Below are 20,303 nucleotides of genomic sequence, written 5' to 3' on the forward strand. Positions count from 1 at the left end.
AGTCTTTTACTTCGTTAGTATCGCTGGATAACACTACCCTTTGCAAGGGCAGCACGGCAAGCAGCGACAATGAACCGCAACCTCAATCGTCAACAACGGTCTCCAGGAAGCGAGCCAAGCGATGGAAGTCAGATCCAGGCTCGATAAAGCGGACCTTGGTGACCAAGGTTTGCGGATCGATCAACCGCTCAAAGGGGACGTAATGCAAGTCCAGTTGCCCCGAAACACTGACCATCACACCATTGAGGCATTCTTCGGTCAAGGCCCGGAAAGCGCCCACGCCCAATTGAGCTCCGAGCATAATGTCGAAAGCGTGCGGCGGGGCGCAGCGGGATTCATAGCCCAATTGCAAGCCGTTAATTTTGCGACTTCGGCCAGTCCGCTGTTGGTAGCGATCTCCGACCAGTTTGGCCAGCATCGAGCCCAAGTGAATACTGGTAATGCTGATGTGGCCGTGATCGTCCCGCTGCACACCCTCCAGTTGCTTGAGCGGTAAAAACTCGGCCAGCCCCTCGGCGATCACGATCACGCCCGACTCGCGGTTTTCCCGCTCCCTGGCCAGCATCATATCGACCATCCGATCGACAACCCGATCGAGCGCCATGACTTTGCGGGTCTCACCGGTCTCTGAATTCACGACCTCTTCCGTCGCCAAACTGCCGGTGATGTCTTCGACGCTGAGCACCATGCTGGCTTCCCCTGCGATGCTGGCACCGTAAGCCAGCCAACCGGCGCTGCGGCCCATGCATTCGCAGATAAAGTAAGCACGCCCGGCGGCCGCGTCGTAATTCAGATTGCGAATTTCCTCGGCGATCGTTTCGGCGGCGGTGAAATAGCCGAAGGTAAAGTCAATGCCGGTGTAATCGTTGTCAATCGTCTTGGGCAAATGGACCACCGGAAACCGTTTCGCTCCCGGGGGCAAATGCTCTTGGTAAAGCTTCATCTTGTTGGCGGTTTTCAGCGTATCATCGCCGCCAATCGAAATCAGCGCATCGACATCGAGCGAAACCAGGCCTTCGTAGACTCGCCGCAGCGGAGCGGTCAGCTCGGGGTCCTCCAAGTGCTCCGGCGAGCTGACGTGGCGGCCCGGGTTCGTACGCGCAGTGCCCAACATAATGCCGCGACTGGTGCGCATGTGGGTCAGCAAGTCTTTGGTAAAAACAATATAATCCGTTCCCTCGCGGAGCGGCCCCGAAGCGGTGTACTCGGCCAACTTGCTGTAGCCGTGCTTCATGCCGATAACTTCGATGCCAGCGCTGAGGAACGAAAAAGCGGCCGTGGAAATCACCGCGTTGGCGCCGGGGGCTGGCCCGCCAGCAAACAAAATAGCCACGCGTTTGATGGAGTGCGATTGGGACATGATGGCTCGTTTCAATTCGTGAATAGCTTGTGGGTGATGATTGCAGACAATCGACTGCGATGGAATGTTTAACTCGTCTGTTTCATAAACACGCGATCCACAAAGGTCGTATCGTGTGTGCCATCGACAAATTCAGGATGCTGCAAGACGCGATCATGAAAAGATGCGGTGGTAGCGATCCCGGTGACTTGTAATTCATAAAGCGCCCGCCGCATGGTGGCAATCGCTTCCTCACGAGTGGCCCGGTGGACGATGAGTTTACCAATCATCGAATCATAATGGGGTGGCACGGTGTAGCCGGCATAAACGTGCGAGTCAAAGCGAACACCCAATCCTCCCGGTACGAACAACGATTCAATTTTCCCCGGCTGAGGCTGGAAATTGCGATCGGGGTCTTCAGCGTTGATGCGACACTCGATCGCCGCGCCTCGGCAGACAATATCTTCTTGACTGAATGACAGCGGCAACCCGGCGGCCACGCGAATCTGCTCGCGAATCAAGTCCACACCGGTGACCATTTCGGTGACCGGGTGCTCGACCTGAATCCGCGCGTTGACCTCGATGAAGTAAAAACTGTTGTCCGGAGCGACGATGAATTCCACGGTCCCCGCGTTGGTGTAATTGGCTTGCCGCACCATCCGCACAGCCGCTTCGCACATCGCTTGACGGTCCGCATCCGGCAAATTCAAGGAGGGAGCTTCTTCAATCAATTTTTGGTGTCGGCGCTGCACGCTGCAGTCACGCTCGAACAGGTGGCAGACGTTGCCGTGATGATCGGCGATCACCTGGACCTCGACGTGTCGCGGTCGTTCGACATATTTTTCCAGATAGACTCCCGCGTTTCCAAACGCAGCAGCCGCTTCGTTACGAGCTTGCTGGACGGCCGTTTTCAAGACCAATTCATTCGCCGCCACTCGCATCCCTTTGCCACCACCGCCGGCGGTCGCTTTGATCAAAACGGGAAAGCCGATTTCCTTGGCAACACGCACCGCCTCGGCTTCATCTTCCAGCAACCCGTCGCTGCCCGGAACGACCGGAACATTTGCTTTTTTCGCCAAATCACGGGCCGTGTTTTTATCACCCAACATCGCCATCGCTTCGGGGGACGGGCCGATGAATGTGATTTCGCAGGAGCGGCAAACTTCGTTGAAATGGGCATTCTCCGAGAGAAACCCAAAGCCCGGATGAATCGCCTCGACGTTGCCAATTTCGGCCGCGCTGATCACTTGATCGATCGCCAAGTAACTTTGCGCACTGCGAGCTGGACCGATACAGATCGCCTGATCGGCCATCCGCACGTGGGCCGACTCCCGATCGGCTTCGCTGAATACCGCGACCGATTCGATGCCCATCTCACGGCAGGCGCGAATGACGCGAAGGGCGATCTCACCGCGATTGGCAATCAGAATACGATTGAACATCGAGCCACAGTTTCTAAATAGTAATGAAGAGTAGTAATAATTCCATGTCGGCGGCCAGCAATGCTGGCTGAGCGAGCTGATCTGGCTGCGCTGGCTGATCTGGCTGACCTGGCTGCGCTAGCTGCGCTGGCTAATCTGACGTAGCTGCCCGCTAGCCGCTGGTGTCGATCTTGAACATTGGCTTGCCGAACTCGACCGACTGTTCGTTCTCGACCAACACGGCCACGACCTTGCCGCTGACCTCGGCCGGGATCTCGTTAAAGACCTTCATCGCTTCGATGATGCAAATAGTCGTGTCGGACTGAATCTGATCGCCAACTTTGACAAAGTTTTCCGACTCCGGGTTGGGCCGGGAATAAAAAGTGCCGACCATTGGTGCGGTGATCGTGATCACATTGGGACCATCACCAGCAGGTTCCACCGCCGGTGGGGAGCCAACGGGTGACGAGCCACCGAGCGACGAGGCGACCGGCGCGGGGGCCGCCACGGGGACGGGTGCCGGTGCGGCTTGCACAAATTGCGGCATGCTGTTGCCACGTTTTAAATTAATGCGTGATTCTTGCTGTCGGAGGTCCACTTCCGACAAATCATGCTCTTCCATCAAACGGACTAACCGCCGAATTCGATCGACATCAAAGACGTCTCCCGATTCTGTATTGCCGCCTTCGCTCATAGCATTGCGTCCCATCAAAGATTACGTAATCGCCAGCCACCTCGAGACTTGTTGAGATGAAGGCGTTGAACACGGGCCGGAAAAGTCCAGAATTTACAGAATCACCACGTTCTCATCGAGACCCTTGGGAAGACTGCACAACACTTCGTGACCATCGTCGGTCACCAGGATGTCATCCTCGATCCGCACGCCCAGCTCGCCGGGAAGATAAATGCCAGGCTCGATCGTGATTACCATACCGGCCTCTAGCACTCCAGTGGAAATCCCGGCCAGACGTGGCGATTCGTGGACTTCCAGGCCAATCCCGTGTCCCAAACCGTGACCAAATTTCTCCCCGTAACCCGCTTTGCAAATGACATCTCTGGCGGCTGCGTCCACATCTTTCAGGGGGACGCCGGGGCGAATAGTGTCAATTGCGGCCAGCTGGGCTGCCAAGACAACCGGATAGATTTCTTGCATTTTTTTCGTCGCCGGCCCTAGCGACAGCGTCCGCGTCATGTCACTGGTGTAGCCCTCATACTGGGCTCCCCAGTCGATCAACAGGCCTTGCCCGTTACCAATCGGGAGATCGGCGGGATGATAATGGGGCAAAGCGCCGGCAGGTCCGGCGGCGATGATGGACGCGAAACCGACTCCTTCGCCACCAAAGGAGCGGATGGTCGCTTCCATTAAATGAGCGGCTTGCAACTCGGTCATGCTGGGTCGCAAAGAGGCTCGCAACACGGCGAATGCCCGCTCGGCACAATGGATCGCGTTGCGGATCGTTTGCAGTTCGCCCGCGTCCTTGATTAGCCTGAGTTGGGCCACCAACCCGCTGCTGGGGACAAACTGGTCGCTGCCCAGACCGGCTTGCTCCAGAGCTTCGCTCAGGCCGTGGAGTTGCGCCAGAGTCAACGAGTGATCCTCCACGCCGATTTGGTTCACTCCCAATTCAGCGACCGCCTCGGCGACCAACTGGGGCATTAGCCTCTCCGGCCCGCGAATCATTGCCGGCAAATGCCCGCACTCCAGCTCCAGCTGCTGTTCATAGCGACGATCGCTGAGCAGCGTGGCAGATTGGTGTGTGACCAACAAAAAGGTGCTGTCGCCGGTAAAGCCGGTCAAATAGCGAACATTGACAGGATCGGTAACCAATAGCGACTCCAGCTCGCGGGCCACGAGCGCCCCGCGAAGGGCATCAATTCGCCGCGTTTTTCCTGCTGTTTGCTGGTCTGAATCGGCTGGGGGTGCTGCTTCGGGCATCGTTTTTTACTCGCCGGGCAGTGCGGTTGCGGATGGTGATGTTGGAAAGAATAGCAACTTTTGCTCGGCCGTCGCCTGGGTCAAGCTTTTCAAGGAGTGGTCAAACCTGCTATTTTCTTGGTCTATCGAGGCTCGCCCGTCCCGCCAGACGCCGCCGAGTTTGCCTGTCCCCTCCATTCGCTAGTGACTGATTGCCCGTGCCACACGCATCCATTGGCCCGATCGCGGTTCATTTCCCCGAACGGTTGGAGACAAACGACCAGTTACAAGCGGCGAATCCGAGTTGGGATTTGGAGCTGATCGCCTCGAAAACGGGAATTATGCAGCGACATATTGCCGCCCCAGATGAAACCGCTTCCGATTTGGCAGTCGCTGCCGCCGAAAAGTTATTCGCTCGCGAAAACATCGATCGGTCGAGCATCGATTTCTTGCTGTATTGCACGCAGACACCCGATTACCCGCTGCCCACCACCAGTTGCCTGGTGCAGGACCGGCTCGGTTTGCCGCACCATTGCGGGGCGCTCGATTTTAACCTTGGCTGTAGCGGGTTTGTGTACGGATTGGCGCTCGCCGAAGGCTTGATCTGCAGCGGATCGGCCAAACGGATTTTATTGTTAACGGCGGAGACTTACAGCAAGTACATCGATGAAAATGATCGCAGTTTGCGAACGATCTTTGGCGATGGCGCGGCGGCGACGCTGATTGAGGCGGGGCCCCGGCAGACGCTCAGCGGATTTCGTTATGGGACCGATGGCAGTGGAGCCGATACGCTGCTGGTTTCTGACGGTGGTGCTCGCAGTGAGGCGGACCGATTGCAGCCTCGCCACCGCAAACGCTGGAAAAGCCGACTCTACATGGATGGCCCGTCGCTGATCAATTTTACCGTCGAAGCGGTCCCGCGACTGGTGGAACAGATTTTGACGCAGGAGAAATTGACCAGCGATGACATCGAAATTTTTCTCATGCATCAAGCGACCCGGAAAATGCTCGAGCAGCTGCAGCTGCGGATGGATATCCCCGAAACGCGGATGCCCATCGAGCTGGGTTATTGCGGTAACACCGTCTCGGCAACTTTGCCGATTCTGATCCACGATTTACGAGCGTCCGGGCGTTTACCGTGTGCCTCCAATGGGGCTAAGCAAGCCAGCGAGTCCCATGCGCTTAGCGAATCAGTGGTGGCAGGTGGGGCTGGTGAAGCTAGCGGAGCCGCCCACATGCTGGTTGGGTTTGGCGTCGGCTGGTCGTGGGCCGGTTGCGTTTGGCGACCATAATTTTTGACCACCACGGCAATTCTTGACCACCACGGCCTGGATCTTGACCGTCGTGGCCTGTGGCAAAACTTAACGCGGCGGCAACGATTTTTCCTGCTGCCGAGCCGACTTGGCTACGTTAACATGATCGTTGCTCAGCGTTTTGACTGGCCGACAGGTTTCTCTTTTCCCTTCGCATGAGATTTCGCTGGTATGCACGAATCGGTTCAAGGTCGCTTGTTGATCGCATCACCAATGCTGAATGACCCCAATTTTTTTCGCAGCGTGGTCTACATTGCTCGACATGACGAGGAGGGCGCGCTTGGAGTGGTGCTGAACCGACCCAGCGATATGCAATTTGAGGATTTGCTTGAGGAGGCACGTGGCAAACGACCGCGGCGGAGCGACGTGATTTATTACGGTGGCCCGGTGGAAGGTCCATTATTAGCATTGCACATGATGGAAAACGTGGGCGATCTCTGTGCCGACAAGATTTGGCTGACCAGCGATGATGACGACCTGATGCTGCTGGGCGATCGTCCCGAAATACCAGCTCGTTTTTTCACCGGCTACAGCGGCTGGGGTGAGCAACAATTGGAAGCCGAATTAGCAGCTGGCGGTTGGATGGTCGCTGAGCCGGAGCTGGACCATTTGTGGGCCGACAGTGGCGAAATCTGGGAACAAGCGGTTAAGCAGCAGGGGCATAACGTGCTCCGCGCCGTGCTTCCCGCAGCAGGCTGCGTCGATCCTCAAGTGAATTAGTTGACCTTGGCCAGAACGATTGCGATCGGCGATATCCACGGCTGCAGCAAAGCGCTCCGCGGACTCTTGGAGGCGATTTCGCCTCAGTCTGACGATACGTTTATCTTGTTGGGGGATTACATCGACCGCGGCCCCGACAGCCGGGGAGTGGTGGACATCTTGGTCGAACTCCGCTCGATCTGCCAGGTCGTGCCGCTGCGAGGAAACCACGAAGTGATGTTCCTCGGCGTCCGCTGGGGCGGTTTGCCCGATGAGCACTGGAAACTGTCGGGAGGCCAAGCCACGCTGGCCAGCTACGGGGGGGATTTATCGCGAGTGCCCGATAGCCACCTCGATTTCTTCAGCGGCTTGCGAGCTTTTCATGAAACGGATCGGGCAATCTTCGTGCACGCCGGTTATTTGCCGACGGTGAACATGCCGGACCAACCCGACCAATCACTCTACTGGGATCATCTGCCGGCGATCCCGCCGGGGCCGCATTGCAGCGGCAAAACGGTCTTCGTGGGCCACACGCCGCAAGGTTCCGGCATGCCGCTCGACCTGGGGCACCTAGTCTGCCTCGACACCTATTGCTTCGGCGGCCTGTGGCTGACCGCGATGGATGTAGCGACTCGCGAAACTTGGCAAGTCAGTTACCATGGGCACATGCGCCGGCGACCTTTCCAGTGGTTGCTCGATGCTTGGCACAGCCGCCGCAGAAAGACCCGCGGCTGAGGCAACACCCTCCTCGCGAGCACCGGACACACTCCCACGATGGCATTCAACGCGACGCCCCAATACGCGTCGGCACTCCGCCTGTTCATCGCGATCCTTGCCCTGGGGGCTGTGATCGTGATCGGGGTCTGGATCAGCGTGCGGGTCAGCGCCCGCGGGGTTTCCAGCCCAGCGGTTAACTCTAATCCCCAGGCATTTGACCCCCAGCCACTCAGCCAGCAGGAACTGAGCGAACTTCGCGACGCGGTGGGACGCTCGGCCGGCTATGTGGTCCTGCTGTACGGCGCGATGGGCGTACCGATTACGGCGATCGTAATCGCGCTGCGTCATTTCCGTCGCACCCAGGAACTGGAGCAACTAGCCGATAAAGTGGCTTGGTTGGCTAGCGCTGACCTCCAAGAACCGCTCGATGTGCCGGCAGAACGTTCGCCGATGATGTACCGCATCTATCAACACATGGTCGATGCTCAAGAAGCGATTCGCCGCCGCTTGCAAAGTCTCGATGCGGAACGGCGGCGGGGATTTCAAGTCTTGGGGCACATGACCGACGGGGTGTTAGCGGTCAGCGCCGAACGTCGCGTGGTGCTGTTAAATCCGGCCGCCATCCGCCTGCTCGGGCTGCTCCGCCAGAGCCTACTGGGACGCCGCCTCGCCGAGGTGGTTCGCATTCCGCAGATCGTGGCCGCCGTGGACAAAGTGCTGGCCGGCGGCGGTCCCGAGTATGTCGAATTTGATCTCCCCAGCGACAAAACGCGGACGTTGCGGCTGCAAGCAATTGAGTTGCCATCGGAAGGTAATTCGGGCGTGTTGGTGACGATCCGTGATGAAACTCAAGTCAAACACCTGGAACGCATGCGGCGGGAATTCATCGCCAACGTTTCGCACGAGCTGAAAACTCCACTGGCTGCCGTGCGGGGTTACGCGGAGACATTGCAGCTCGGTGCCAAAGAAGATCCCGAGACGTGCACGCATTTTCTGCAGCAAATCGATGTCCAGTCGCTCCGCTTGGAACGCTTGATCAACGACATGTTGCAATTGGCCCGCGCTCAAACGGGCAGCGAAAATCTGATTCTCGGCAGTGTCCCGCTGGGACCGGTGCTGAACGAATCAGTGCTGACTTACGAACCGATTGCCACTGCGCGGCAGCTGACCATGGAGTACGAGCCACCGCCGGAGAACGCCGCGGTATTTGTCGATCGCGAAGCTTTGCTGACAATCGCCAACAACCTGTTGGGCAATGCCGTGCGTTACACCCCCGAGGGTGGCCATGTGAAGTTGAGCGTTCGCGACGAGCTCAATCGTTGGTTGATCAGCGTCAGTGACGATGGCCTGGGGATTCCGCTGGCCGATCAGGAACGCATTTTCGAGCGTTTTTACCGCGTCGAAAAAGCTCGCGACGCAACTCGCGGCGGCACCGGTTTGGGGTTGGCCATCGTCAAAAACTTAGTCAGCGCCCTGGCGGGCGAAGTCCGTTTATCGAGCACCCCCGGTGTGGGCTCTACGTTCGAGGTGTTGTTGCCAAAGGCAGTCGGGGGCTCCCAGCAGCCACTCTCCCCCAGTCCTTGAACACCCCAGCCAGTTCACCACCTAGCCGGGCTATCCGTTTCACCGTTTCTTCAAGGTAATTTAACGCGAGCGATGGCAAGTAGGGGCTGGTCAATCGTTGGTCATTGACGAACATATGACTTGAGAATTTGCTCCACACAGTTTTAAAACATAACGACCAAGCAAACGGGTATTTATGACAAAGGCAAAAGTCCTGTTGGTGGAGGACGACCGCGGCTTGGCGGAAGTGGTCGATTACAACCTCAAGCGTGCCGGCTATGAAGTATTTCGTGCCCATGATGGCCGCGACGGCCTCACCCAGGCTCAGTTGAAACTGCCTGACCTGATTCTGCTCGATGTGATGTTGCCCGTGATGGACGGGATCGAAGTCTGCCGCAATTTGCGAGCCTCCGATGAAACGCATGACCTGTTGGTGATGATGCTCACCGCGCGCACCGAAGAGACCGACGAGTTGGTCGGTTTTTCCGTGGGCGCTGACGATTACGTGACCAAACCGTTCAGCGTGGCGGTGCTGCTGCAACGGATTCGCGCCCTGTTGCGACGACGACAAGATGGCAACGAAAACCGCACGACCGTTTCCAGTCAGGGAATCTTGGTCGACCACCGCCGCCACGTGGCAACGGTGGATGACCAAAAACTGCGGCTCACGCGGAGCGAGTTTCGTTTGCTCTCGACCATGATTCGCCAACCGGGTCGAGCTTTCGACCGCAGCGAATTAATCGACGCGGCGCTCGGCGAAGATACCATGGTGCTGGAACGCACGATCGACGTGCACATTCGCGCCCTGCGAAAGAAGCTGGGCCAACACGCTGATTTGATCGAAACGGTTCGCGGCGTCGGTTACCGCTTCCGCGAACCTGAGAATGAATGATCCTCAGCCCTTGCGGCTGGGATGTTGTCACTGGGACACTGTGACTGGGTCACGCCCCTTTTAGCGACTCGTCGTTTCTGATGCTTGCGCGAGTTGCTCAACCGCGTAGGGATTGGTTTGAATCGGAGCCAATTTGACGCTCCGCACCGGGGGGACGTCGGCGATGGTGTCGGCGGGTATGTCGACCGCCAATTCACAGTGGGGGTTCATCATCGGAGGCCTTTGCGGAGGCCGGACGAATTCGGCTCCCGGTCGGGTTTGATAACCACGGCCAGCTTCGACCAGTGGCAGTGAAGCAAACGGACTGGCACCGTAGGGTCGATAGTGGCGTTGGCCGTAGTACACTGGTGGGTTAACAGCAAAATAGGGCGGCGTTCGCACCGAGGTGCTGTAACGAATTCCGTAGGGCTGGTAAAACCCCATGCCGAACGGGAATCCGTTAAAGCTGGCGGGATTGCCAGCGGATGCTTGGGGCGATCCGCTGCCAATGACCAGCAAGGCGACCGCGGGGAGCAATATACGACGTAACATGGCAGCCTCTGGAAAATTTTGTGTAAAAACCGTTCGCCACGGCAACTGCCGTCCGAACAACTCCCCCGATTACTCTGACCGTAATCGCCCCCGCTGGTAATTACAACGTTTTCCTTACCCGACTGCTCTCCGCATTTGAGCTCCTCGCCCCGATAACCGTTAGAATGCGAATAACCTGTGTCATTCACTCGTTGCAAGGCGGTGGGGCGGAACGCCTGCTGGCCGGCCTAGCAAATCGCTTGGCTGCCACGCACCAAGTCAGCTTGCTGACACTCCAGCGGTCCGAATTCGACTCCTACGAGGTTGCCAACAACGTGCAACGACGGGGGCTCGATTTAATGGGGACCAGTCAAGGGTTATTCAGCGGATTGCGGAACAACGTTCGTAGAATTCGCGTTCTCAGGCGGGCCATCGCTGCCAGCCAACCCGACGTCGTGCTCAGCTTTTGCGACCAAACCAACGTCTTGACTTTGGCCGCTTGCATTGGCTTGCAAACTTCGCGGGGCTCGTTGCCCGTGGTCATTTCCGAACACACCGATCCGCGACATCAACCACTCCCGCGACCTTGGGCTTGGCTGCGAAAAAAACTCTATCCTCGTGCCGCGGCGGCGATCGCCCTGACGTCTGCGACCGCCGCTGTGGTGGCCGCTTGGACGGGAAGCCAAGTCACGGTGATCCCGCCGGCGATCGATCGCCCCCAGCAGCCAATAACAAGCGGGCCAATAACATTGAGCGATTCAGCAAATACAGCAGAGCCAGCTCCGGAGGGGCGTTTCCGTTGGCTGTGTCTCGGCAGGCTTTCCTGGGAAAAAGGGTTCGAGCGGGCGTTGGCCGCATTTGCCCAGGCCGCTGAACAGTTTCCCCTGGCGACGTTAACGATCGCCGGGGAGGGTGCTGAACGTGAGCGGTTGCAAGCCTTGGCAGCAGAACTGGGAGTGACCGAGCGGGTCGATTTCACCGGTTGGGTCACCGACGTGCCCGCTTTGCTGGCGAACCACGGCGGTTTTTTGCTCAGCAGTCATTACGAAGGGTTTCCGCTGAGTCTGCTCGAAGCGATGTCCCGGGGACTGGCTTGCGTGGCGATGGATTGTCAAAGCGGTCCCAGCGAAGTCTTGCGCGATGGCCAGAACGGGCGACTGGTGCCGGCGGGGGACGTGTCGGCAATGACCGTGGCGATGCGTCAGATCATGTCCGATCCGCAACTCGCTCAGCGTCTGGGAGCGGCTGCCAGAGCTTTGGGGCCGCAGTTCGATTGGCCCGCCTTCACCGCCGCTCACGAAAGTTTGCTCAAGGCTGCGGCCGAAATCGGCTAGGCGTCGGTCACTGGCTGGCGGCAGCACTGGCGGACGACTTCGTAGAGCGCCACGGCGACCGTGTTGGCCAAATTCAGGCTCCGCACCAAGGGTGTCGTCGGCAGCCTTAAAGCTTGTGGACCAGCTTGTTCTCGCATGGTTGCGGGCAATCCGCTGGTCTCGCTGCCAAACACCAACACGTCCCCGCGCTGAAACTCGACGGACCAGATCGATCGGGTGGCAAACCGGCTGAAGTACCAGTATTGGCGTGGTGGTTGCGGGGGCAATTCCTGCTGCAACGCTTGCCAATCATCGACGGCATGAAAGTCGAGATGTTGCCAATAGTCGAGTCCGGCGCGGCGGACCGCGCGGGCGTCAAACTGAAAAGCTGCCGGACGCACAATCCACAGCGAGGCTCCGGTGGCGACGCAAGAGCGGCCAATATTGCCTGTATTTTGCGGGATTTCAGGTTGGTAAAGGACGACGTGGGCCAAAGGGGACGCGGGGCCGGGTTGGTCGATTACAATGGGCACCTGGTCGGCTTGCGGCGAGCTAGCATCGCGTGCAAGACTATCGGCCAGCTTCCCAGTTTCCTTGTCTCGCCGCATCTTTTCTGATTTCGAATTCTCCATGTCGATCCAAGTTACCTGCCCCGGCTGCCTGACGCGATTCCAGGTCAATGACAAATTTGCTGGGAAAAAAGGCCCTTGCCCCAAATGCAAGGCCGAGATCATGATTCCGGATAAATCGGACGAGGTGGTGATCCACGCGCCCGAACACTCCGGTCCTAAGGATAGCCAGGGACGCTCGGTCTTGAAACCGATCGAGCGGGAAGAAGTTCGCATTACCCGCTGGGGCTTGATCGCCGTGTTGGGGGCGATCGTTTGTTCCCTGGCAATCGCCATCGGGTTGCGATTTACCGGCGAAGTCTCACTGGTGCTCCGCGTGCTGGGAGCGATCCTGTTTGCCCCCGCCCTGATTTTCGCGGGTTACACCTTTGCCCGCGATCAAGAACTGGCCCCCTACCGTGGCCGTGAATTATGGATTCGCGTTGGCATCACTTCGCTGGTCTGCGCCGGCTTGTGGTTGATTTACGCTTTCATTCCCAGCTACCTGTTCGACTACCGGCAAGCGGCCGAAGCACCCTATTGGCTCGCGGGCGTGACGATCAGTGCCATGATGGCCTTGGGAGCACTGGCCGCCCTGGCCGCTTTTGAACTCGAGTTTACCGGCGGTCTAGTCATCTCAGCGCTCTACTTCATCGGCACGCTCGGACTCGCCTGGCTGGCCGGTATTCAACTCGCCGGGCTCGAGCTGGCGGGCTGATCAGGAAAACCAAAACACCCCTCCGGCAAAGCTAGCCAGCGGTTTTGCCCTTGACGCCTGCGGGCGAGATCGCCGATTGCCTATTTCATGATGGCAGCCTGCGCTTCGATCTCGTCGCGGTTCCGCCAACTTCCCTCCTCAAGTAGCGTTCACAGCCAATTGCCGCCCGGTCCTCGTCGGCTTGGTTTGCTGACCTGCGTGCTGCTGGTGGGCAGTTTGTTGGGGTGTGCGCCGCTGCAAACTCCCTCGGGTTTGCTGGAAAAGCCTGCGGAAGTGCTGGAAACCTCGGCCGCCGCGTTGGAGCGGGCTGCCCGCCTGGCAACTACCCCGCCGCTGGTCGCACAGCCTTCGCATGATCGTCGCTGGCGACTGGAACAAGCGGTGTTGCCCTACGCGGACCTGACTCCGGAGATCGCCACCATCCGCAACGTGCGGCAATGTCGTTGGCCGGCTCAGGGTGATCCCGCGGTGCACCATGCCGATTGGACGATCCGCTGGGATGACATCAAGGCAGTCGATTTTGTCGTCGTACCATTCCAGAGCATGCCTTTGCTCTCCCATACGATGCTCAGCTTTCACCTCGGCGACGGCCGCGTGCTGGGCGTTTCGGTGGAAGCCCGCTTGGAACACCACGAAATCTATTCACCGTTGGCGGGCGCGGCGCGGCAGTACGAATTGATCTATGTGCTGGCTGATGAAACCGATTTACTCGGCGTTCGCGGCGCAGTTCGCGGTGACGATGTCTATGTCTACCCCGCGGAGATGACAGCCGTCCAAGCGGCCGACCTGTTGGCCTCTGTGCTCCGTCGCGTAAATGGGATCTCCCAACAACCCGAGTACTATGATTCGTTGACCAATAACTGCACAACCAATTTGATGCAGCATGTGACCGCGGTACTGGACGATGAAACGCTTGCCGAATGGAGCAAGCGGATGCCGGGGCACAGCACCGATCGTTGGATCCATGGAATGGGTCTGCTGCGCACGGAGCTCCCTTTTGAACAAGCCCGCGCCCGAGCCTGGACATCGAGTCGCATTCGCCAATACATCGACGAGCCCGATTTCTCAAACCGCATCCGCGTGCAACAGAACGGTGGCTAGCGCCAAAACCGCTAACGGGACCGCCAACTATGGTTCAGCGGGCGTAGTCCAGGGGTTCTGCCAAGCTTTCCAACCTGCCAAATATTGGGCGTAGGCTTCGTTCTCTTCTTGCCGCTCTTCGATCCACTCCTTCGCATGCGCTACCAATTCCTGCTCGCGATCTAGAGTCAACTCGCCGCGGAGCACCGAGCATCGCAGAAAAACAAAATACGTGTCCAGCACATCGCAGCGGCAGTAATCACTGATCGCTTGCAATTCCCCTTTGTCGTACATGTCCTGAACCATATGCCCCTCCACGCTCATCTTGCCCGGTTTGCCGATCAACTCAGCGGCTAGGTTCAAACCCCCGTTGAATCGCGAAGCACCGCAATTGGTCATCACATCCAACAAATCGAGGTGACATTTTTGGTTGTAGCGATTGCGAGGTTGCTCGAACGACTTGGTCTTGGGAGCGAACCAATTAGGCAATGAAATCCCGTAACGATAGGCGGCCAATTCCATCAACGGCATATCGAAGGAACGTCCGTTAAAAGTCACCCAAGTCGGTTGTTGGTAAACTTCCCAGCCCCGCCAAAATTGCTCCGTCATCACGTGGGAACGAAAATCGGGTTCGTCCAGCGATACGAGATCGAGCAATTCCAGGGTGTGCGCCACCTTGGCAATCACAACCGAAACAGGTACCTGAAAGGTATAGGGAATGAAATCGCGTTTGCCGTCGGAGTCGGCGAGCAACTCTTGACGATAACGGTCAATGGCCTCGCTCGGACTGAGTTCCTCCTGAGGATACTTGACGCTGGCGATTAAATCACCGTCGGCAGCACTCTCAACATCAAAAATGAAAAAACCGACTTCGTTTCGCTGGGTCATTTGTGCCTCGATTTTCCGATAAACTGCGGCCACTAGATTGCCGATTGTAACAACCCTCGTGCTGGAGCCTGAAGTGTCGCACCAAATTCCTCTGGAAACTCCGCTGATCAATCGCCGTCGGTTGCTGGAACGTTTCCTACAATATGTACAAATTGAATCGACGGCGAACCCCGCCGCACATGATTACCCCAGCAGCACCGGTCAATTGCGACTCGGCGAACAAGTTTTTCGAGATCTGCAAGCTTGGGCCTTGGAGGATGTGCACCAGGATGAAAACGGGTTGGTGTGGGCCACCATTCCAGCCACCGATGGCGGCGACTCGGCCACGATCGCCCTGATCGCTCACCTCGACACGTCCCCCGAAGCTCCCGGCGGCAATGTCCAGCCGCAAGTCATCGAGAACTACGCCGGTGGCGACATCTTGCTGCCCAACGGCACTTCCATTCGGCAAGATGACACACCTGAATTGACCGATTTAATCGGCTCGACGTTGATTACGACCAGCGGCGATACGCTGCTCGGTGGCGACGATAAAGCGGGGGTGGCGATCATCGTGGAACTGGCCGCCCACCTGATGGAGCACCCGCATCTACCGCACGGTCCGATCCGTTTGCTGTTTACCTGTGACGAAGAGATTGGTCACGGCACCGACAAAATTGATCTCGAAAAATTGGACGCGACGGTCGCTTACACGATCGACGGTGGTGGTGCCGGCCAGCTCGATGTGGAAACGTTTTCCGCCGACGCGGCCCAAGTCACTTTTCGGGGACGCAACATTCACCCCGCGATTGCCAAAGATCGCATGATCAATGCCGTGCGCGCAGCCGCTTTTTTTATTGAACAACTGCCACGCACCACGCTGGCTCCCGAAACAACCGCTGGACGCGATGGTTTTATCCATCCGCATGGCATCTCGGCCGGCGTCGGCGAGGCCACCGTGCAACTGCTACTCCGCTCCTTCGAGACCGCAGAATTAGAGCAGATGGCCGATCTGCTGCGGAACACCTTGGCGACCACGGAAAGTGAGTTTCCCGGTCTCCGCGGCGAGCTGACCGTCCACCGCCAATATCGCAACTTTCGCGAAGGACTCGGCCGTCTGCCCGCTGCCGTGGGACTGGCCGAACAAGCATTCAAGAACCTGGGTCGCCCCTGCACCAAAGCGATCATCCGAGGCGGCACCGATGGCTCTCAATTAACTGAAAAAGGACTGCCCACTCCGAATCTCAGCAGCGGCCAACACAACATTCACGCCCTCACTGAATTCGCTTGCCTCGACGAGATGATCGCCGCCAGCGAACACCTGGTAGAACTGCTGCGACTCTGGAGCGACCACAGCAAATCTTGATTGGCTGTCATGCGTGGAGAGTTCGCACGTTTATGGCAGCCATAAGTTGCTGGCTTTCACCGCCGGTTGATCATCATCACGGCGACGAGCCTTCAGACGTACGTAGGGAGCAACGTACTGAGCCCGCTCGGCAAACGGATCGCCGGGCCGACCTTCGCCGGTGTGCAGCGGTTCGACCAAGTCCTCAATCACAAAGCCGGCGCGACAGATCCCGCCCAGCAGCTCTTCCCAGCGATGCAAAAATTCGTGCGTACCCGCCTCGCGCAACCGTTCGGCGACTCGCGAAGTCCGTTCCGGAGGCGGCACGGGCGTCTGCCGATAATAGCTATGGCGAAGCGCATAACCACCTTCCGGCAACGGGCTGGTGGAGGCTTGCAAACTGGTCGGTTGCTTGTGCTGGCTGACGTACAGCCCGCCCGGTCGCACCAAGCGAGCGACTTCGGCAAACACCGGCCCCACGCGCTGCACATAACATGTGCTGACGGGATGAATCACAAGATCAAAGGTGGCAGTGGCCAGCATCGGCAAACGCTCCATCGAAGCCTCGATTACCCGAACTTGAAAACCCCGCGCGGCGGCCACTTGCCGATCCAGTTGCAACATTTCTGGGCTCAGATCGACCACCGTGACTGCTGCACCCGCAGCCGAATACAAAGCGCTGTGGCGGCCACCGCCAGCTGCCAGACACAACACTTGCCAGCCGTGAATCGAAGGCCCCAGCCATCCCAACGGATCGACTTGCCGTAGCGGGTCGGCCAACTCGGCATCGGTCGCCGACTGACACAATGGTTTGCCCGCCCGCGCCATCCGATCCCAGGCAGCCCGGTTAGCCGATAAGATATGCGGAGCCGCCGCCGGCGAATCATCGCTGGCTGGTTCGGCCCCATCGGGCTGATGTTCTACCGAAGCCATGCCGCGGTTTTCGCTTTGAACTGAACAAATGACGTGCAACAGAACGGTGGCTAGCGCCAAAACCGCTAACGGTGGCTAGCGCCAAAACCGCTAACGGTGGCTAGCGCCAAAACCGCTAACGGATTGTTAACCCCGGCTTTCCGACGAATCGAGCCGACACATCAGTTGTACAAAACGATCGCGAGCGTCGCGACGTCGTTCAATCCGCTCTTGCACGTCCCAAGAGGCCCGCACTTCCAAAATCCGTCGCGTAATTTCCTTTGGAGACGGCGTCCCCTCGCGAGCGTGGGCCACCAAAGTCACGGGTCCTTGAGGGCTCTCATATGTCATTATCATGGCGTTTCTTCCTGAGTTACCAAACAGGTGGAAAAGAAAGGCGACCGTCCAAGATAAGCCTGGGACAGTCCGTCATGGGGGGCAAGCTGTATCCAGCCAATTTCCAACCTTTGTCGGACTTCCTAGCAACGGTCATGCCGGTTATCCAGTTTATTCGGCGTTTCCCCAGATTTCTTGCTCGAATTGCTCAAGTAGCAAACTTTCCCGCGTCAAAAGCCGATAAACAGTCCAGCTTCCGCTATCTGAGGTGGACAAAAATCCATCGCCAGGGCGGTTTTCCGGCCGCCGATAATTACAACTCATTAGTAAAAGTTTCCACTGCTGAAGAGGGCAACTGCCTTTCAAATCGATGTATTGCACCTTTCCGTTGGCATCGTAGAGCATGCCGTCCAGCTGCCAGCGGTGACCTTGCTGCTGACCAGTCCAGACCCATGAGCCATCCATCTCGAAGTACATTTTGGGCAGAGCGGACAGCCGCTCGGCGAGCGTCTCGAAATCGACAGGCAGAGGACCGCCCAGCGGACCATAGAGATAAATCGAAAAACGGGACAAAATAGTTCAGCTCGCCAATTTGAGTAACGTTCGATGTGCGGCGGGATGCTAATGCAACACAAGCAGCAATGCCTGAGCAGCGGCAACTTGAGAAAAAATATCTTCGGCGAGCGATTTTTCGCCGCTGCCGCTCGTCTCTTCGCTTTCTTCCTAACCTTGTGAAATCTACCCGCTTAACGATTTGCCAGCACCGTTGTGAAGCGCATAGTTTCCTGGAAACACTAAAGTTTGTCTTACTAGGACATGATGCCATGAGACCATACCAGACAATGCTCTGTGCTGGGGTGATCCTGATCAGCAGCAGCGGTTGCGGCGTGTTGCAGCGAGTCGAGCAGTGGAAGTGTGATCATTGGGGAATGTGTCATGGAAACCTGCAACCGACACAACCATGTGCGCCGCCACCGATGCTCCACAATCCGGTCGCCCCGCCGCCCGATTTCTACGCACCGCAACCTCTGTAGGCGATTCAAAAGCGGACTTGCGATTCAACCCCGAACTTGCCCTTCAACTCCGGACTTGCTCAGCGAGCCAATTCAGATAGCCGGGCGAACCGGAACTGACGGGCACACACAGGATCTCGGGCTCATCGTAGGGGTGCAAGCGGAGGATTGCCGCCACCAGTTCGTCGCTGGCGGCCGCAGTGGTTTTGATCATCAGCCGCCACTCTTGCTCGGTCTCCAGTTTACCTTGCCAACGATAATGGCTGGTAATCGGTCCGTCGATTTGGATGCAAGCAGCCAGCTGATCGCTGAGCAGTTGTTCGGCCAGCCTGGTTGCCGACGCTTGATCTGCCGTGGTCGTCAAGACAATGGTGGCTACGCAGGCCAGACCACTGCCGTTGTTAGCATCCGCTGATGATGGCATCTTTAAATAACCTGCAAATATCTCGCGAGCACTTTGCCTCGGACGCTCGGCAACGCATGACTTAAACGGCACCTCGTTTTTGTTCAACCGTAATCTTCCGGTGGATCAATTGGCCAATATCACCCGGTGCCAGCACTTCATTAGCATAACCGGCTTGCACGACTGCCGCCGGCATCCCCCAGACGGTGCTCGAAGCTTCATCTTGAGCGACGATAAATGCTCCCCGTTCGAACAGCAATTCGGTACCTTCCAGCCCATCGCTGCCGATGCCGGTTAACATCACCGCGATCGTTCCCGGTCCTGCCGCCTTGGCCGCGGAACGGAACAGCTGATTGACGCTGGGACGGGCGAAATGCTCGGGGGGCTTTTGATTCAAACGCGATAAAAAACGCCCCTGCTCGTTTTTGTGAACGGTCAAATGATGATCCCCTTTGGCCACGTAGACAAATCCAGGCAGCAGGGGCGTGTTATTCGTTGCTTCCAAACAACGCAGCTTGGTCGCGCGGTCAAGACTCTGCGCGAGCCGCTCGGTAAAGTCCTCGAGCATGTGCAACGAAATGGCAATCGGCAAGGGAAAGTCGGCCGGTAATTGCTGCAGCAGCTTAGTCACCGCGGCGGGAGCTCCCGTGCTGCCACCGATCACGACTAATCGGGTTGGCAACGAAACAGCCCGCAACCTGGGGCGAGGTGGGTTCGGGCGACTCTGCTGGTGCGGAATGTTAATTGCCGCTGGAGTGTTGGCAGCCGCTGGCGTGTTAATTGCCAGCGGTGTTTTGATTACCAGCGGCGCTGTGGCTGGTATCTTGCGAGCCTCGCCGGTACGGTTACCGATCAGTTTTGACGCCACCGCGGGGGGTGCTTCAGCGGCGCGAGCGCCCTGCGGAAGACAACGAACCAGTTCACCCAGCGCCAGCTTGGCAACCTCAGCGGGTCGCAACTGCGGTTCGAATTCGATGCTTGATGCGCGAGCGGCAAACTGTTCCTGCAGTGCCCGGTAATCGAGTTTGTGTTTGCGCAGCAGCAACAGAAGGGTCTGTGGCCAACGTTTGGCTAATTCAGCCGGGCCGGTTTCTTGGGATGCTGGCTGGAGGGCTGAGCAGACGACGAGGAAACTCGGTGCCTCCGTGGACACCGAGTCGCACAGCTCCGCGAGCGAACGGAACGTACCAACCAGCGAAAATCGATCATCGCCGTGCAGATACTTCGTCAGCATCGTCCGCTGGAGCAGCGAGTCATCAACGATGACAACGGTCTTGCTCGCGGCATTCGCACGCGAGGGAATGTTTGCATCGTGGGACATCGCTTGATTGGATCAGAT

The 20,303-nt window shown here is 57.9% G+C and carries 22 protein-coding genes; 10 read left to right on the forward strand and 12 right to left on the reverse strand.

Going from position 1 to position 20,303, the window contains the following annotated elements:
- Nucleotides 1–82: 82 nt before the first annotated feature.
- The 4 genes from SH139x_RS20905 to SH139x_RS20920 form a co-directional block, all read right to left on the reverse strand.
- A complete protein-coding gene (locus SH139x_RS20905; RefSeq protein WP_488351709.1) occupies nt 83–1,360 on the reverse strand; it encodes a 6-phosphofructokinase in 1,278 nt (425 codons plus the stop codon).
- Nucleotides 1,361–1,428: 68 nt separating this feature from the next.
- Nucleotides 1,429–2,781 (reverse strand): acetyl-CoA carboxylase biotin carboxylase subunit, encoded by a 1,353-nt coding sequence (gene accC / locus SH139x_RS20910; protein WP_488351710.1) that lies wholly within the window; start codon nt 2,779–2,781, stop codon nt 1,429–1,431.
- Between the two features lie 151 nt (nt 2,782–2,932).
- The gene (gene accB / locus SH139x_RS20915) at nt 2,933–3,469 is read right to left on the reverse strand and encodes an acetyl-CoA carboxylase biotin carboxyl carrier protein (RefSeq protein ID WP_488351711.1); all 537 of its coding nucleotides are present in this window, start codon (nt 3,467–3,469) and stop codon (nt 2,933–2,935) included.
- A gap of 78 nt (nt 3,470–3,547) precedes the next feature.
- The gene (locus SH139x_RS20920) at nt 3,548–4,696 is read right to left on the reverse strand and encodes a M24 family metallopeptidase (protein WP_488351712.1); all 1,149 of its coding nucleotides are present in this window, start codon (nt 4,694–4,696) and stop codon (nt 3,548–3,550) included.
- A gap of 197 nt (nt 4,697–4,893) precedes the next feature.
- Here SH139x_RS20920 and SH139x_RS20925 point away from each other — a divergent pair, with 197 nt between their 5' ends.
- From SH139x_RS20925 to SH139x_RS20945, 5 genes are all read left to right on the forward strand, one after another.
- Nucleotides 4,894–5,967, forward strand: coding sequence for a ketoacyl-ACP synthase III (locus tag SH139x_RS20925; protein ID WP_488351713.1), 1,074 nt, complete (start codon nt 4,894–4,896; stop codon nt 5,965–5,967).
- A gap of 192 nt (nt 5,968–6,159) precedes the next feature.
- On the forward strand, nt 6,160–6,708 hold the full coding sequence (locus SH139x_RS20930) for a YqgE/AlgH family protein (protein WP_488351714.1): 549 nt from the start codon (nt 6,160–6,162) through the stop codon (nt 6,706–6,708).
- Nucleotides 6,709–6,714: 6 nt separating this feature from the next.
- Nucleotides 6,715–7,422 carry a metallophosphoesterase family protein gene (locus SH139x_RS20935; RefSeq protein ID WP_488351715.1) on the forward strand — a complete coding sequence of 236 codons (708 nt, stop codon included), beginning with the start codon at nt 6,715–6,717 and terminating at the stop codon, nt 7,420–7,422.
- A gap of 39 nt (nt 7,423–7,461) precedes the next feature.
- A complete protein-coding gene (locus SH139x_RS20940) occupies nt 7,462–8,988 on the forward strand; it encodes a sensor histidine kinase (RefSeq protein ID WP_488351716.1) in 1,527 nt (508 codons plus the stop codon).
- Nucleotides 8,989–9,163: 175 nt separating this feature from the next.
- Complete coding sequence (locus tag SH139x_RS20945; RefSeq protein WP_488351717.1) at nt 9,164–9,859, forward strand: response regulator; 696 nt, start codon at nt 9,164–9,166, stop codon at nt 9,857–9,859.
- A gap of 60 nt (nt 9,860–9,919) precedes the next feature.
- Here the strand turns inward: SH139x_RS20945 and SH139x_RS20950 are convergent, their stop codons facing one another.
- On the reverse strand, nt 9,920–10,390 hold the full coding sequence (locus SH139x_RS20950; RefSeq protein WP_488351718.1) for a hypothetical protein: 471 nt from the start codon (nt 10,388–10,390) through the stop codon (nt 9,920–9,922).
- 164 nt (nt 10,391–10,554) lie between these two features.
- Here SH139x_RS20950 and SH139x_RS20955 point away from each other — a divergent pair, with 164 nt between their 5' ends.
- A complete protein-coding gene (locus SH139x_RS20955) occupies nt 10,555–11,703 on the forward strand; it encodes a glycosyltransferase (RefSeq protein WP_488351719.1) in 1,149 nt (382 codons plus the stop codon).
- Here the strand turns inward: SH139x_RS20955 and SH139x_RS20960 are convergent.
- Entirely contained in the window at nt 11,700–12,314 is a 615-nt protein-coding gene (locus tag SH139x_RS20960) for a tRNA (cytidine(34)-2'-O)-methyltransferase (protein ID WP_488351720.1), read from the reverse strand. The two genes, SH139x_RS20955 and SH139x_RS20960, sit on opposite strands and share 4 nt — an antisense overlap.
- On the opposite strand from SH139x_RS20960, the gene SH139x_RS20965 reads away from it, so the two are divergent.
- Together SH139x_RS20965 and SH139x_RS20970 are read left to right on the forward strand one after the other, a co-directional pair.
- Nucleotides 12,313–13,008 (forward strand): hypothetical protein, encoded by a 696-nt coding sequence (locus SH139x_RS20965; protein WP_488351721.1) that lies wholly within the window; start codon nt 12,313–12,315, stop codon nt 13,006–13,008. The genes SH139x_RS20960 and SH139x_RS20965 overlap by 2 nt on opposite strands.
- Before the next feature lie 87 nt (nt 13,009–13,095).
- Entirely contained in the window at nt 13,096–14,109 is a 1,014-nt protein-coding gene (locus tag SH139x_RS20970) for an Lnb N-terminal periplasmic domain-containing protein (RefSeq protein ID WP_488351722.1), read from the forward strand.
- Nucleotides 14,110–14,136: 27 nt separating this feature from the next.
- Here SH139x_RS20970 and SH139x_RS20975 read toward each other — a convergent pair whose 3' ends face one another.
- Nucleotides 14,137–14,976: a 3'-5' exonuclease gene (locus SH139x_RS20975; protein WP_488351723.1), complete on the reverse strand. Its 840-nt coding sequence runs from the start codon at nt 14,974–14,976 to the stop codon at nt 14,137–14,139.
- Between the two features lie 103 nt (nt 14,977–15,079).
- Here SH139x_RS20975 and pepT point away from each other — a divergent pair, with 103 nt between their 5' ends.
- Nucleotides 15,080–16,321, forward strand: coding sequence for a peptidase T (gene pepT / locus SH139x_RS20980; protein WP_488356056.1), 1,242 nt, complete (start codon nt 15,080–15,082; stop codon nt 16,319–16,321).
- A 30-nt stretch (nt 16,322–16,351) separates the two neighbouring features.
- Here the strand turns inward: pepT and SH139x_RS20985 are convergent, their stop codons facing one another.
- The 3 genes from SH139x_RS20985 to SH139x_RS20995 form a co-directional block, all read right to left on the reverse strand.
- Nucleotides 16,352–17,128, reverse strand: a complete 777-nt coding sequence (locus SH139x_RS20985) for a class I SAM-dependent methyltransferase (RefSeq protein ID WP_488356057.1) — start codon at nt 17,126–17,128, stop codon at nt 16,352–16,354.
- Nucleotides 17,129–17,359: 231 nt separating this feature from the next.
- On the reverse strand, nt 17,360–17,569 hold the full coding sequence (locus SH139x_RS20990) for a hypothetical protein (protein ID WP_488351724.1): 210 nt from the start codon (nt 17,567–17,569) through the stop codon (nt 17,360–17,362).
- 150 nt (nt 17,570–17,719) lie between these two features.
- On the reverse strand, nt 17,720–18,121 hold the full coding sequence (locus SH139x_RS20995) for a hypothetical protein (protein WP_488351725.1): 402 nt from the start codon (nt 18,119–18,121) through the stop codon (nt 17,720–17,722).
- Nucleotides 18,122–18,372: 251 nt separating this feature from the next.
- Here SH139x_RS20995 and SH139x_RS21000 point away from each other — a divergent pair, with 251 nt between their 5' ends.
- Nucleotides 18,373–18,582, forward strand: coding sequence for a hypothetical protein (locus tag SH139x_RS21000; RefSeq protein WP_488351726.1), 210 nt, complete (start codon nt 18,373–18,375; stop codon nt 18,580–18,582).
- A gap of 43 nt (nt 18,583–18,625) precedes the next feature.
- Here the strand turns inward: SH139x_RS21000 and cutA are convergent, their stop codons facing one another.
- Together cutA and SH139x_RS21010 are read right to left on the reverse strand one after the other, a co-directional pair.
- Nucleotides 18,626–18,985 carry a divalent-cation tolerance protein CutA gene (cutA, locus tag SH139x_RS21005; protein WP_488351727.1) on the reverse strand — a complete coding sequence of 120 codons (360 nt, stop codon included), beginning with the start codon at nt 18,983–18,985 and terminating at the stop codon, nt 18,626–18,628.
- A gap of 61 nt (nt 18,986–19,046) precedes the next feature.
- A complete protein-coding gene (locus tag SH139x_RS21010) occupies nt 19,047–20,285 on the reverse strand; it encodes a CheB methylesterase domain-containing protein (RefSeq protein WP_488351728.1) in 1,239 nt (412 codons plus the stop codon).
- Nucleotides 20,286–20,303: the final 18 nt, after the last annotated feature.

Source organism: Kothea flammea, assembly GCF_052161645.1.
In the GTDB taxonomy this organism is placed as follows: domain Bacteria; phylum Planctomycetota; class Planctomycetia; order Pirellulales; family Pirellulaceae; genus Laterigemmans.